13 protein-coding genes are annotated in these 13039 nt (G+C 31.8%); 6 read left to right on the top strand and 7 right to left on the bottom strand.

The genetic code is table 11. From position 1 onward, the window contains the following. Window positions 1–9: 9 nt before the first annotated feature. From A2530_RS03865 to A2530_RS03855, 3 genes are all read right to left on the bottom strand, one after another. Complete coding sequence (locus A2530_RS03865) at window positions 10–804, bottom strand: efflux RND transporter periplasmic adaptor subunit (RefSeq protein ID WP_294885847.1); 795 nt, start codon at window positions 802–804, stop codon at window positions 10–12. Continuing rightward, window positions 801–2171, bottom strand: coding sequence for a TolC family protein (locus A2530_RS03860; protein ID WP_294885845.1), 1371 nt, complete (start codon window positions 2169–2171; stop codon window positions 801–803). The genes A2530_RS03865 and A2530_RS03860 overlap by 4 nt, the downstream gene beginning before the upstream one ends. Window positions 2172–2329: 158 nt before the next feature. Further along, complete coding sequence (locus A2530_RS03855; RefSeq protein ID WP_294885843.1) at window positions 2330–3286, bottom strand: HD domain-containing phosphohydrolase; 957 nt, start codon at window positions 3284–3286, stop codon at window positions 2330–2332. A 92-nt stretch (window positions 3287–3378) separates the two neighbouring features. On the opposite strand from A2530_RS03855, the gene A2530_RS03850 reads away from it, so the two are divergent. Genes A2530_RS03850 through A2530_RS03835 form a run of 4 tightly spaced genes read left to right on the top strand, consistent with a single transcriptional unit; the run spans window position 3379 to window position 5627 of the window. Then, window positions 3379–3699: a hypothetical protein gene (locus tag A2530_RS03850; protein ID WP_294885842.1), complete on the top strand. Its 321-nt coding sequence runs from the start codon at window positions 3379–3381 to the stop codon at window positions 3697–3699. Then, window positions 3684–4316, top strand: coding sequence for a type III pantothenate kinase (locus tag A2530_RS03845; RefSeq protein WP_294885840.1), 633 nt, complete (start codon window positions 3684–3686; stop codon window positions 4314–4316). The genes A2530_RS03850 and A2530_RS03845 overlap by 16 nt, the downstream gene beginning before the upstream one ends. Continuing rightward, window positions 4310–4936, top strand: coding sequence for an ATP phosphoribosyltransferase (gene hisG, locus A2530_RS03840; protein ID WP_294885839.1), 627 nt, complete (start codon window positions 4310–4312; stop codon window positions 4934–4936). Before A2530_RS03845 ends, hisG begins: the two co-directional genes overlap by 7 nt. Window position 4937: 1 nt before the next feature. Next, the gene (locus A2530_RS03835) at window positions 4938–5627 is read left to right on the top strand and encodes a class I SAM-dependent methyltransferase (RefSeq protein ID WP_294885838.1); all 690 of its coding nucleotides are present in this window, start codon (window positions 4938–4940) and stop codon (window positions 5625–5627) included. Here the strand turns inward: A2530_RS03835 and A2530_RS03830 are convergent. The 3 genes from A2530_RS03830 to A2530_RS03820 are packed head-to-tail and all read right to left on the bottom strand — an operon-like array spanning window position 5608 to window position 10185. Then, window positions 5608–6288, bottom strand: coding sequence for a winged helix-turn-helix domain-containing protein (locus A2530_RS03830; RefSeq protein ID WP_294885837.1), 681 nt, complete (start codon window positions 6286–6288; stop codon window positions 5608–5610). The two genes, A2530_RS03835 and A2530_RS03830, sit on opposite strands and share 20 nt — an antisense overlap. Next, window positions 6276–7394, bottom strand: a complete 1119-nt coding sequence (locus A2530_RS03825) for a hybrid sensor histidine kinase/response regulator (protein ID WP_294885836.1) — start codon at window positions 7392–7394, stop codon at window positions 6276–6278. Before A2530_RS03825 ends, A2530_RS03830 begins: the two co-directional genes overlap by 13 nt. Beyond that, window positions 7360–10185: an ABC transporter substrate-binding protein gene (locus A2530_RS03820; protein ID WP_294885834.1), complete on the bottom strand. Its 2826-nt coding sequence runs from the start codon at window positions 10183–10185 to the stop codon at window positions 7360–7362. The genes A2530_RS03825 and A2530_RS03820 overlap by 35 nt, the downstream gene beginning before the upstream one ends. 103 nt (window positions 10186–10288) lie before the next feature. Here A2530_RS03820 and A2530_RS03815 point away from each other — a divergent pair, with 103 nt between their 5' ends. Further along, window positions 10289–11173: a diguanylate cyclase gene (locus tag A2530_RS03815; protein WP_294885832.1), complete on the top strand. Its 885-nt coding sequence runs from the start codon at window positions 10289–10291 to the stop codon at window positions 11171–11173. Between the two features lie 30 nt (window positions 11174–11203). Here the strand turns inward: A2530_RS03815 and A2530_RS03810 are convergent, their stop codons facing one another. Continuing rightward, entirely contained in the window at window positions 11204–12322 is a 1119-nt protein-coding gene (locus tag A2530_RS03810) for a metallophosphoesterase (protein WP_363114183.1), read from the bottom strand. 62 nt (window positions 12323–12384) lie between these two features. On the opposite strand from A2530_RS03810, the gene A2530_RS03805 reads away from it, so the two are divergent. Continuing rightward, on the top strand, window positions 12385–13029 hold the full coding sequence (locus A2530_RS03805; protein ID WP_294885828.1) for a class I SAM-dependent methyltransferase: 645 nt from the start codon (window positions 12385–12387) through the stop codon (window positions 13027–13029). Window positions 13030–13039 lie beyond the last annotated feature (10 nt).

The following is a 13039-nucleotide window of genomic DNA, read 5'->3' as shown; positions in this document are numbered from 1 at the left end:
ATTCAAACCCTATTCAATTACAACTGTTGCATACATACCCGGATATATCGAGTTATACACATTTTTAAATGATATTTTAATTTTAAAAGAGTGAGTCATAGGATTTGAGCTTGGAATAATAGCGCTAATTGTTCCCACAGTATTTATTTTTTGCGAAGGAATATTTACAACTACTTTTTTGCCCTCTTGAATTTGGCTTAGGTTGTCTTCTGAAATTTCAGCAGATATCTTAAGATTGGTTAAGTCAGATAGTTCAAAAGCGGGCATACCAGGCATAGCCATTTCACCGACTTTAATATTTTTGCTAACTATAACGCCATCGTTTGGTGCTTTTATATTTAGGTAACGATACTGATTTTTAACCTCTTCAAGTTGAGCTTGCGCCTGAATAACTTGCTTTTGCGCAATAGTTATCATATTTGCCAAATTTTGTTCTGCAAGCATAAGATTTTCAACTTCAAATTTTGAAACCATATCTTTTTCTAAGAGTCTTTTGTGGCGCTCAAGATTTAGCTTTACGTTTGTATATTGATTTTGATACATTTGAAGACTAAGCTGAGCTTGAGAAATACCTAATTCAACTTGAGTAATAGCAGAATCTATCTCTTTTGAATCAATTGTATAAAGAAGGTCTCCTTTTTTTACAAAATCTCCTTCTGAGACTTTTACTTCTGTTACAAATCCCATAAAGCGGCTTGTTATCATTTTTCTATTATCGCTTATTACAGTACCTGAGAGTGTAATGCTCTCTGCTATTAATGAGGCTGTTAAAGCCAAAAGTACCAATAATTTTTTTCCTATCATTTTTCTTCTCCGTTTGCTAATTTTTCTAATGCAAAAATTCTCTCATTTCGCTTGTTTAATGTCATCTGAAGTTGTAAAATCTTTTGAATCTGCTCAGATTGCTTGATTATAACATCACTCATAGATGAGAGTTTTTCTTTATATCTTGCTTCATAATTTTTGTAAATTTCATCAGCTAAAGCAAGTTCTTTTTTTAGCGACTCAATATCTTTGTTAAAACTCTCTATTTCAGTTCTTATTTTTTGTGTTTTAAGCTCAATTCCGCTGTTTGCAAGTTCAACTTGAGCTTTTGTTTTTATATAGTCAAGTCTTGATTTTTCAACGTTTGCGCTGTCAATTCCGCCGTTAAATATATTCCATGTAAGTCTAGCTCCAAGAGTATATGATTTATGGTCGTTCGCATCGCCTAAAAATTTGTTATCGGCAGTTGCTATCTCTGCAAAAGCTCCTACCATCGGATAGTAAGATGATTTAGATACATCAATCATACTCTCTTTTATAATAAGTCCGTTATTTGCTTTTTGGATATCTAAATTATTGCTCAGTATATCGCTGTTTGAAACGGATGGCATAGCTATCTCAAGAGAAGGTGTTTTTATGGATGTTACTTTTTGATTTAATAAAAAACTTATGTAGTGGTATAGAAGTTTCTGATTTGATTCCATTTGAGATATCAATCTCTCAACGTTTCCTTTTTTAGCCGTCACTTCAAGCAAATCAATTTTTTTTGCATAACCGACTTCAATCATCTCTTTTGTCATAGCCTCTAAAGTATCTATATTTTTCAAGATTACGTTTAAGTTTGATATAGATTCTTCTAAAAGAGCCATGTCGTAAAAACTTTTTCTTGTTTCATATATTTTTTCATTTACTACTTGAGATTTTTCTAATTTTCTAATTTTAGTAACAGAGCTCATAATATCCTCATAGCTAGATATTTTAAAACCCGTAAAAACCGGAACTTCATATTTTAGTTTGCTTTGAAAGAAGTTTCTTGAGTCCGGATAGTTTAAATTTTGAGGAGGAGTCGTATAATCCGGACTTCCGGCCATAAAATTATTCATAAACTCCTCTGCTCCGAAATCTCCGAAATTTGCTTCTCTTGAAGTGAGTTTAAAACCAAAAACATTTCCGGCATCATCTGACGAGGCAACGTCTTGTATAAAATCTAGCTTACCGTAGTGACTTCCAGAAACGCTCTTGGCATCTTGCAGGGCAGCTTCAATATCTATTGTAGCAGTTTTAATTTCTAGGTTTTGTGATTTTAACAGCTCCACAGCCTCTTCTAGGCTTAAACCATGTGAAGCGCTTAATAAAGAGCCGTTAAAGTAGAGAGTTATAAAGATAAACGCAAGTATATTCTTCATAATTATCCTTCATAATATTAAGTTAATCTCAAATTATAACATCTATTTTATTTTATTATATAAAAAAGATATAAAATTTATATATTTTAGCGTTATTTGTGCAAAAAAGTGTAAAGATAGGTTTGAAAAAACGGATAAATGGGGATGTAAGTATTAAATTAGAGTAATTTAATACTTAGGTGAAGAAGATCTTGATTTAATTGATTTACCATCTCTGAATCTTTCATCATCATCTTTAGTGCTTCAAAAGATTTATATTTTTTTCTGTGAGGTCTGTTGTTAGTAAGAGCATCAAAGACATCACAAATAGCTAAAATAGAGCCAAAAGGTGTTATGTCTTTTTTTGTCAGCTTTTTTGGGTATCCGCTTCCGTCACAGCGTTCATGATGCTGTATTACGGCATTTAAAATTGAAGGGTCAATAATTTGATTTTGTTTTAAAATATCAACGCCGTATTGAGAGTGCTTCTGCATTATAGCTATCTCTTCAGTTGTTAAAGTACTTTTCTTATTGATAATAGCCGCATCAATTTTTTTTACACCTACATCATGAAGTAGAGCCGCTACGCCGAGTTTTACTAACTCATTGTTTGAAAATTTAAGAGTATTGCCAAGAGCTAGGGCATATATAGTTACATGTAGAGAGTGAACTTTTAAAGAAAAGTCATCTATTAAATACGGCATTGTATTTTTTATAAAAATCTCATCATACTTTATTAGGTATATAATAGACTGAACAATCAGTTCGACACAGTTTAAATGTATTTTGTTATCTTTATTTGTTAGAAACATATCAAATAACTGGTCGTTTACATCATATAGAAGCTGGATTCTTTTTTGCATAGCATCTTTGTAGTGTCTAACATAGTATTTTAAATTTTCGCAAGAGAGAATCTGCTTATTCTCATCCTCTTGTGAAATATATAAATTTTCCTGTTTTTTTAGTTTATCATACAAACTCTCAGACAGTAGCGTTCCTGCTTCGATTATGATGACATAGTTATTTTCTTTTTTGATAAAAAGATCATATAGAGTAATGTCACCAATTTTTAGAGTATTAATATCTAATAAAATATATGAACTTTGATAGTTTAATTTTGTTTTTACGATTTTCATGGTCGCAATTATATCGAAAAATATTGCTATAGATATTTTATAAAGCAATATTTTGATAAAATATCGCTCTTAGAATAAAAGGCAAAACAGCAATGCAAATGATAGTTGATTCTCTTAGAAAAAAAGGGAAGATTTATAAAAAGATGCAAGAGATCTCTCCTAAAGATTTGGGTGTAAGAAACAGAATGAAAATATATAAAGCTACTGATGTAAGCGGATATTTTTGGGCTATTTTTGCAATAAGCCAAAAAAGCAAACTTTTGATGAAAGATGTTCATAAGTTTGAAGAAATTTATGTAAAACTGTCTCTTTTTTGCGCACATAATTTTAAACATAAAATTATTTTTATAGATGCTCCGCTTTGTATAAAGGCTAAAGAGGCTTTTATACTACAGGGATGGAAAATTCAGTAATGCTCTTATGTGATATCGGAAATACGACATATCACTTCTTAAATGAAGAAACAAATTATAAAAAAGATGTTAAATCTTTTAATCCGTCATTGATAAAAGAGAAAATATTTTATATATGCGTAAATGTACATGTAAAAAAAATTTTAAAATCATTAGATAATTGGATAGATTTGTCTTCGTATATAGATATCTCAAAGTATTATGAAACTATGGGAATAGATAGAATTATGGCATGTGAAGCTGTTGATAACGGTGTTATCGTAGATGCAGGAAGTGCAATAACCGTGGATATTGTTAAAAACGGTAAATTTGAAGGCGGTTTTATTTATCCAGGCATCAAAGCGATGGGTGAAGCTTATAAAAATATATCAAACGCGCTTGATTACTCATTTAACTTTGAGGTTGATTTGGATAAAATGCCGAAAAATTCTAAAGATGCCATAAGTTATGGATATCTGAAATTGTTGCAAAGTGAAGTATTTTCCTATGATATGGATATATATCTAACAGGCGGAGACGCTTTGAAGTTTGCAAAACTGTTTCCAAAGTCACATGTAGATGAAATGTTGATATTTAAGGGAATGAAAAATATTATGAAAAGGGCTGATATATGCTGACGGTTGCACTTCCAAAAGGTCGTATTGCGCAAGAAACACTTGAAATTTTCGAGACTATTTTTGGAGATAGTTTTGCATTTGACGATAGAAAACTTATACTTGAAACTCCAAATTTTCGTTTTTTGCTTGTAAGAAATCAAGATGTTGCAACTTATGTTTTTCATCAGGCGGCAGATATCGGCGTTGTAGGACTTGATACGTTAGAAGAGCAGGGTTTGGATGTTATTCGTCTGCTTGATTTAAGACGCGGTATATGTAAAGTAGCTATAGGGATGAAAAAAGGCGAAAAGTTTGACCTTGATAAACCGGAAATCAAAGTAGCTTCAAAAATGGTAAACATTACTAAGCGTTACTTTGAAGAGAGAGCAGTTTCCGTTGATATTATAAAACTTTACGGCTCTATTGAACTCGCACCGTTGATAGGCCTTGCGGATATGATAGTGGATGTTGTAGAGACCGGTACTACGATGAAGCAAAACGGTCTGGAAGTTGTGCAGGACATCATGACCTCTTCAACATATCTAATTGCAAATAAAAACAGTTATATCGCAAAAAAAGATGAAGTTTTAGATATTTATGAGAAGATAAACGCAGTTATTAAAGCAGAGAAAAAATCTTAATATGACAAATCTAGACCTTTACGCAAAAAGCGAACATCTTCTAGGCATAGAAGAGGCGACTGAAGCGCTTTATGATTTGTATCGCTCGGAACTTGATGAGTATAAAGTAAAAACACTTTTAGATGTAGGCTGCGGTCGCGGCGGTTTTATGCAGCGTCTTATTAGTGACGGCGTTACATGTAAAGGTATCGACTTAAGTTCCGTTATGGTTGATGAATGCAAAGAGAGAGGTCTTGATGCAGAGTGCATAGATATTTCTGAGGCAAAAGGCAGTTATGATGCTGTTGTGGCTATTTTTGATGTACTTAATTTTTTAAATCAAGATGAACTGATAAAATTTTTGGACGTGGTTGCACAAAAACTCAATGATAACGGTGTTTTTATAGCTGACATAAACACTCTTTACGGTTTTAGCGATGTTGCAGAAGGTACTATGAGTAGTGAAAACGATAAAGAGTTTCTTATTGTCGATGCCGTTTTTGAAAATGATGAGCTTCATACTAAATTTACTCTTTTTCAAAAGAGTGATGACTCAAAATATATAAAATACCAAGATACGATAGTTCAATATTTCCATAAGATTAGAGTTTTTGAAAAACACTCAAGCCTGAAACTTATAGATAAGCAAACTTTTTCTCTTTATGATACAAAAGATAAAACACTGCTTATATTTAAAAAGAGAGTTGATTAGATAGCTTATATCCAACGCCTTGAACAGTAGATATAAAATCAATACCGACTTTTTTTCGCAGTCTAAAAATCATATTTTTAATGGCTGCATCGCTCATAACTCTACTCTCCCATATATCTCTTTGAACTCTTTCATGACTTACAACACTGTTTGTATTTTTAATTAATAACTCTATAAATAGACTCTCTTTTTTTGTCAACTGCACTGTCGTATCTTTAAGTAAAAGCTCTTTTTTAGAAGAGTCGTACTTCAAATTCTCAGCGATAGCAGTCACTTCTTTTGGCGAGAATTTAGAGGATATTTTTTTTAAAAGTAGTATAAAATCATCATATCTTATTGGTTTTAGCTCATATGAAATCAGATTTAGAGGAATTGCCCGAAAAAGAAACTCTTCATCCTTATATGCACTTAAAATAGCAATGACACACTCTTTATCAATTTCTCTAACTTCTTTTATGAAATCTAAACCGTCTTTTTCTTCTAATCTTATGTCAGAGATTATTACATCTATTCGATTGTCGCCAAAAGTACATAAAGCATTTTTTACACTAGTGCAAATAAATACTTTTCTAAAATAGATATTTAAAAACTCTGCCGTATGAAGTGCAAAATCTTCGTTATCTTCCAAAAAAAGCAAGTTAAGACGGGTTAATTTATCCATGTAATAAACTCTATCGTAAACATAACGCCTTTTTTTGTATTTTCAACAGTAATTACGCCATTGTTCTTTTCAATTAGAATTTTTGATATATATAAACCGATACCGCTACTGCCTTTTGTAGTTATGTTTGGAAGAAATACATCATCAAGAAGTTCCTTTTTTATTCCGCCGCCATTATCTTCAATTGTTACTTTTTGATTTTTGATGGCTATATGAATCTCAGGTTCTATTATATTTCTAATTTTAAATATATCTCTTGAGTTATTTAAAATAGAGAGTATTGCTTGTGAAAATTCATTTACATTTCCAAAAGTTAATTTTTCTTCATTTGAAGTTATATATATTTTTATATTGTCATAATAGAATGTTCCCTCAATTATAGTCAATATATCTATTATAGAGTCCGTTATTGAGAACTCTTTGTTTTCTAGAGAAGGTTCATAAAAATTTTTAAAGGTATCTATGGTTTCAGACATAAACATAATGATATCTTCCGTCTTGGTAATAGCTTTTAGCATATCTTCTTTGTTAATTTCTACTCCTAGGTTAATTTTCGCTTTATTTAAAACATTTATAGAGCTTAGAGATGTTAATGGCTGTTTCCACTGATGGGCAATATGCATCAGAAGTTCGCCTAAAGCGGCTTGTTTTGATTGTTGATAAATCATCTGCTCTTTTATTTTGTTTTTTTGTATCTCTTCTTGAACTCTTGATTCTAAGTTTTTTTCATAAGCTCTAAGTTTTAGGTGTGTATTTACGCGCGATATAAGTTCATCTGGATTAAATGGTTTTGTTATATAATCCACACCGCCTGTTTCAAAGCCTTTTTTAATATCTTCATTGCTATCTTTTGCACTTAAAAATATAATCGGAATATGTTCAGTTTTTGGACTCTTTTTTAGAACTTTACACACCTCAAATCCGTTCATGTTAGGCATCATAATGTCAAGTAGTATAAGGTCGATGTTCTTCTCTTCCATCGCTGTATCAATTGCCACTTTGGCATCTATAGCAGTTATTAAATCATATCTGTTTAGAAGTTCTACTAAAATATCTATATTCTCTTTTATGTCATCTACTATAAGTATTGTTTGCTTGTCTTGCATTTAGCAACTCCTTTGCTTCATTAAATTTATATTTTTGGACTAATTTTTTTACTTTCTTAAATAATTCATCGTCATGTTTTTCAAGAAGATATTTATCAATTTCGTCAATAAGCGGCTCACACATGTTAGGTCGTCTTGAAGCAACTGCCGTGTTAAGTTTTGAAAATAAAATCTCTATTTTTTCTTTAGTTATTGCTATTTTATCTTGCGTATCATTTTTATCTAAAATTTCTATACTGTTCGTAATAGGCATATCAAAATCAATACTACTTTCTTGAAGCTCAACTTCAAAAATAAAACTGCTACCTTTGTTTAACGTACTCTCAATCCAGATTTTACCGTTCATTAGTTCTACAAGCTCTTTACAGATGGCAAGTCCCAACCCTGTTCCTCCGTACTTTCTAGTAATACTCTCATCTGCTTGCGTAAAGGCACAAAAAAGCTTCTCTTGTTGCTCATTGCTTAGTCCGATACCCGTATCAATAACAGAAAATCTGAATATATCATTTTGCTGTTTTTCAATTACTATCTTTACATAACCGCTATTTGTAAACTTAACGGCGTTTGATGTAAGGTTTGTCAATATCTGTGTCAGCCGCAAACTGTCTCCGCAAATATTCATATGAGCCGTTTTATCATAAATAATTTCAAATGATAAACCTTTTTCATAGGCCTTTATTTTTATTAGATTATTTACATTGTCCAGAACTTCTATTAGGTTGAAATCCGTTTTATATATGTGTAGCTTTTTTGCTTCAATTTTTGACAAATCTAAAATATCATTAAGTAATCCAAGTAAATTATTTGAAGCACTCTCTATTATTTTTATGTAATTAAGCTCTTGAGACGTAGCCGCTTTTTTCTTTAAAAGATATGCCATGCTTACTATTGAGTTCATAGGTGTTCGAATCTCATGTGACATATTTGCCAAGAAGTTAGACTTTATCTGTGTTGCTTCTTCAGCTTTTACTCTTGCATTTCTAAGTTCTTTGTTTAAGAGCGAGAGTTTTGCGTTCCAGTAGAGTCCCGCTAATATTATTACTAGAGCGACAAACAAAATTTGCCATGCAAGAGTGTAATCAATCCCGTTTTCATAGTTAACTGCAATCCATTTGTTTAATATGTTTTGTTTTTCATCTTCGCTTACGCTAATAACAGCTTTTTCTAAAATCTCTAAAAGTTGTAAATCATCACTTCTTACACCGATTCCTTGATCTAAAATCTCGTCAAATTTACCTGCTATTTTAAGTTCGCCCGTAAATTCGGTTTGAAACATATATCCGATTGTAGCAAGTGTTCCTATAAAACCGAATAGCTCTCCTTTGCTTACTTTTTGAAGACCGTCTCTCATATCTGCTACATCAACTATATTTAGCTGTGGGTATCTTTTCTTTAAGATATCTTTACTCGCATAACCTATTGGTATGCCTACCTCTTTATCTTTAAGAGTGCTCAAGTCTGCGATAAAAGGTACGCTTGGTTTTGTGGCTATTACAAGGTGTGTGCTGAAATATGCGGATGTGAAGTTAAGATACTCTTTTCTCTCATCTGTTTGCATGACAAAAGATAAAATATCACATTTTCTCTCTTTTGCATACTGTACCGATTGCATCCATGAGTCTGTTTTTATTGTTTTAATAGGAGTAGATATGTTTTTTTGAAATATTTCAAAATAGTCTGCAGTAAGACCTATGTGCTTATCGTCTTTAAAACTCTCAAATGGCATCCATTTAGGGTCTATACAAGCTGTGATTACTTTTTTGTTTTTTAGATATTCTCTATCTTTGTCGCTAAGATTTGCAATATTGTTTATTGATTTTTCAATTCCGTCAATTTTAGAAGGTTCCTCTGGTTTTAAATTATTAAAAATATAACTTGATAATAGATTTGTTATATCATAATTTTTTTTTACCAATCCTAAGTTAGCATACATTTGGGCATTAAGTTTTATAAGCTCCGGAACAACGGCACCGATTTTAAATATATTTGTTTTAAAAAGTTTCTCTGTTTTTTGCGCCTCATACATTAGAGACTCTTTAGACTTTTTTTTAGAGTATTTTTCGTAAATTATATCAACTATCTCCTCTTTATGTTTAAATGCATACTCCCATCCTCTGTTTGTTGCTTGTGTAAATTTCTCTACTATCTCTGAATTCTCCATGGCAAATTCTTTACATGTAAACAGCTCTAAATCATAGGAGTATATTCCCAGATCGGAAGGATTTAATATATTGTATTTAACGCCTTCTTTGTTTAAAAAATAGGGCTGATTTGATATAAAGATTGACATAGCATCAACTTCGCCTCTTTTAAATTTTTCGATATTAAAATCATGAGGTACAAGTGTATAGTCCTCTTTATTTAATTTCCCCTCTTTTAGTAAAACACCGATACTCGTATGCTCTATCTCGTAAGGCACTGCCATTATCTTTTTGTTTTTTAGCCCAGAAACGGTAGTAATCTCCGGTTTAACTGCAAGGGCTAGAGCATTTTGTTTAAAATATGAAGCTAATAGGATAACTGGTTTGTCTCGAAGTTTATCTAAAATTAAAGAAGAAGATGAAACGCCGAATGTTGCTTTTTTCTTTATCACCTCATCGCTTATATCTATGCCATCTTCATATTCTCTTAGCTCAACGTCAAGACCTATACTTTTATAGTATCCTCTCTCTATTGCTGCATAAAATCCGGCAAATTCAAATTGATGTTTCCACTCCAATTGCACGGAGACTTTTTGGAGAGAGGCTAAAAGAGATGTAGAAATAAGTATAAAAAGCGCTATTTTTCTCAAATTGAACCTTTTTTTGTTTATACAATTTTATCACATAATGGTCTCAAAAAAGTCTCAATAATTTTAAGACCTTTTTGTGACAAAATATTGTTATAATCATTTTATGAAAAATTTTACAGAAACAATTTTAATAGTTGACGATACTGAGACGAATATTGATATATTGCTCGAACTTTTAGGCGATAAATATGATGTTGTTGTGGCACTAAATGCACAAAGCGCACTAGAGATAGTTCAAGAAAATGATATAGATTTGATTTTACTGGACATTATGATGCCTAATATGGACGGTTATGAGTTATGCTTGATTTTAAAAGAGCAGGAATTTACAAAAGATATACCTGTTATTTTTTTAACGGCTAAGGATGACGAAGAGAGTATAGAAAAAGCATATAAAGTCGGTGGAATCGACTATATAACCAAACCTTTTAAGCCTGTTGAGCTTTTGGCGAGAATAAATACCCAGCTAAAAGTAAAAGAGTTAATAGACCATCTGAATTTTATCTCCTCTTATGATGAGATGACGGGAATTTACAATAGAAGAAAATTTTTTGAGCTAGGTGAAGCAAAGTTTTCTCAAGGCCTTGATGATTTATATTGCGTTATGATTGATATAGACAAGTTTAAACATATAAACGATACGTATGGACATCCTACCGGAGATAAAGTTATAAAGCTTGTCACTAAAAGTATTGCAGAGCATATAGATAGTAAAGCTATATTTGGAAGGTTGGGAGGTGAAGAGTTTACTATACTTTGCACTCACTCTTCAAAAAAAGAGGTCGTTTCTCACATAGAGAAGATAAGAGAAAATATAGAAAAGCTTGAAATCCTCTCGGACAGTGGTGAAGTTATTAAATTTACAATCAGTGAAGGAGTGGCTTGTGCCGATAAAGATACAAAGTCTTTAGACGAGTTACTAAAAAAGGCGGATGTGGCACTTTATGAAGCAAAGGGATTGGGAAGAAATAGGGTGATTTTTAGATAGAATTTTTTGTAATTTAATTAAAGAGTAATTTTAACTAGCTGAAAAAGGCTCAAGGTATATCTTAGTTATTTCTGAGCTTGCACCAAGACGCATAGGCGGTCCCCAAAAACCGGTTCCTTTGCTTACGTAAATTTGTAAATTTTGGTTGTGTTGATGAAGTCCGCTTATGTAAGGCTGTTGAAGTCCAACCAAAAATTTAAAAGGGTAGAGTTGTCCGCCATGTGTGTGTCCGCTTAGTATCAAGTCAACATTGTCGTAAACTTCTTCTATAAATTTAGGCTGATGAGCCAGAAGCAGTGTAGGGGACTCTTTTTTGCCCAAAAGTGCTTTTTTTAAATCAGGCATATGGTTTTTAACTCTATATCCAAACAAATCATAAACTCCGACTAGGTTAAAACCTCTGCCGTCTTCTCCGATGTAAACATTTTCATTCTCAAGAACTTTTATGCCTAAAGACTTTACATGTAGTATAATTTTCTCTACTCCGTGAAAATATTCATGATTTCCGACTATATAGTACGTACCGTATTTTGATTTTAACTTAGTTAACTCATATAGAGTCTCTTTTGCACTTAAAATATCTACGTCAATCAAATCGCCCGTAATAACTACAATATCGCTATTTAATGCATTGACCTTATCAACCATATCTTTGATAAACTCTTTATTGATTAAACCGCCGATATGTATATCGCTTATTTGTGAAATTGTATATGGCTCTTTTAGGTTTTTGATTTTTACATGTACAGTTTCAAGTTTTATAAATCTTGCTTCGTACAAAGACCTAAGCATTAATGTTGATGAAACTGCCAAAGATGAGATATCAAATGATTTTTTTAAAAATTTTCTTCTTGAGTCTGAAATAGAAGCAAATGAGAGCAGCGTTATTGAAATGTCATATATAACAGCAGTACAAAAAAGTAAAAACAACACTCCTATCGGAAGAGAAAACAAAAAGTAGAGCCAGTTTGGAATATCCACATAATATCTTCCAAGCATATAACCGACAATTCCTATGAGATTTGCAATCAAAAAAATGCGCAGATAACTTTTAGTTTTTTTACTAATATCAAGCTTTGCAATAAGCCTTTTTGATATATACAGATTGAGTAAGATAAATACGCCTAAAAAGGCTGTAAAAAATAGCATAGGATTCATAAAACAAAGTATATCAAAGATAGTTTCTAAAAAGAAAATGGTATTATTTGCTAATGAAAAAATGTAAGATTTGCAACAGCACTACAACTCCCATAACCGACGTAAAAACTTCTAAAATATATCACAAATGTTCTACATGTGAGTATATTTTTTTAGATGAGTCCTTTTATGTAGATAAAGCTAGAGAGAAAAAGCATTACGATAAACATCACAACAGTTTTGAATCACTCGGTTATATTAAAATGTTTGAAAATTTGATAGAGGAGTTTGTTCTCCCACAACAACAAGATATAAAAACAGCACTTGATTTTGGATGCGGGGAGGGCGAAGTTCTACCTATACTTTTGGAGAGAAACAACATTACATGTGATAGGTATGATTTGTTCTACTTTCCAAAAAAAGTGTATGAGGATAAGAGATACGATTTAATACTTTCTACCGAAGTATTTGAGCATCTAAAAAATCCGCTTGAAGTTTTTAGTGAACTGCTTTTACATGTAGAAGAGGGCGGTTATCTTTTGCTAATGAGTGCTTTTGCTCCTGCAAACGACGATGAGTTTTTTAAGTGGTGGTACATAAGAGATATTACTCATATAGGCTTTTTCAACTTAGCGACTTTTGAGAAAATAGCAGATAGTTTGAATTTAAAAATTATTAAACATAACTTTAAAAATATTATACTTTTTAAAAAGAGATGAAGATAACAAA

This window comes from Sulfurimonas sp. RIFOXYD2_FULL_34_21, assembly GCF_001830805.1.
GTDB lineage: Bacteria > Campylobacterota > Campylobacteria > Campylobacterales > Sulfurimonadaceae > Sulfurimonas.
This window is presented reverse-complemented; position numbering and strand designations above follow the sequence as displayed.

What these genes read in the sequence shown, in the direction of transcription:
- A2530_RS03865 (WP_294885847.1), bottom strand. Translation starts at nt 804, where the DNA reads ATGATAGGAAAAAAATTATTGGTACTTTTGGCTTTAACAGCCTCATTA.
- A2530_RS03860 (WP_294885845.1), bottom strand. Translation starts at nt 2,171, where the DNA reads ATGAAGAATATACTTGCGTTTATCTTTATAACTCTCTACTTTAACGGC.
- A2530_RS03855 (WP_294885843.1), bottom strand. Translation starts at nt 3,286, where the DNA reads ATGAAAATCGTAAAAACAAAATTAAACTATCAAAGTTCATATATTTTA.
- A2530_RS03850 (WP_294885842.1), top strand. Translation starts at nt 3,379, where the DNA reads ATGCAAATGATAGTTGATTCTCTTAGAAAAAAAGGGAAGATTTATAAA.
- A2530_RS03845 (WP_294885840.1), top strand. Translation starts at nt 3,684, where the DNA reads ATGGAAAATTCAGTAATGCTCTTATGTGATATCGGAAATACGACATAT.
- hisG (WP_294885839.1), top strand. Translation starts at nt 4,310, where the DNA reads ATGCTGACGGTTGCACTTCCAAAAGGTCGTATTGCGCAAGAAACACTT.
- A2530_RS03835 (WP_294885838.1), top strand. Translation starts at nt 4,938, where the DNA reads ATGACAAATCTAGACCTTTACGCAAAAAGCGAACATCTTCTAGGCATA.
- A2530_RS03830 (WP_294885837.1), bottom strand. Translation starts at nt 6,288, where the DNA reads ATGGATAAATTAACCCGTCTTAACTTGCTTTTTTTGGAAGATAACGAA.
- A2530_RS03825 (WP_294885836.1), bottom strand. Translation starts at nt 7,394, where the DNA reads ATGCAAGACAAGCAAACAATACTTATAGTAGATGACATAAAAGAGAAT.
- A2530_RS03815 (WP_294885832.1), top strand. Translation starts at nt 10,289, where the DNA reads ATGAAAAATTTTACAGAAACAATTTTAATAGTTGACGATACTGAGACG.
- A2530_RS03810 (WP_363114183.1), bottom strand. Translation starts at nt 12,322, where the DNA reads ATGCTATTTTTTACAGCCTTTTTAGGCGTATTTATCTTACTCAATCTG.
- A2530_RS03805 (WP_294885828.1), top strand. Translation starts at nt 12,385, where the DNA reads ATGAAAAAATGTAAGATTTGCAACAGCACTACAACTCCCATAACCGAC.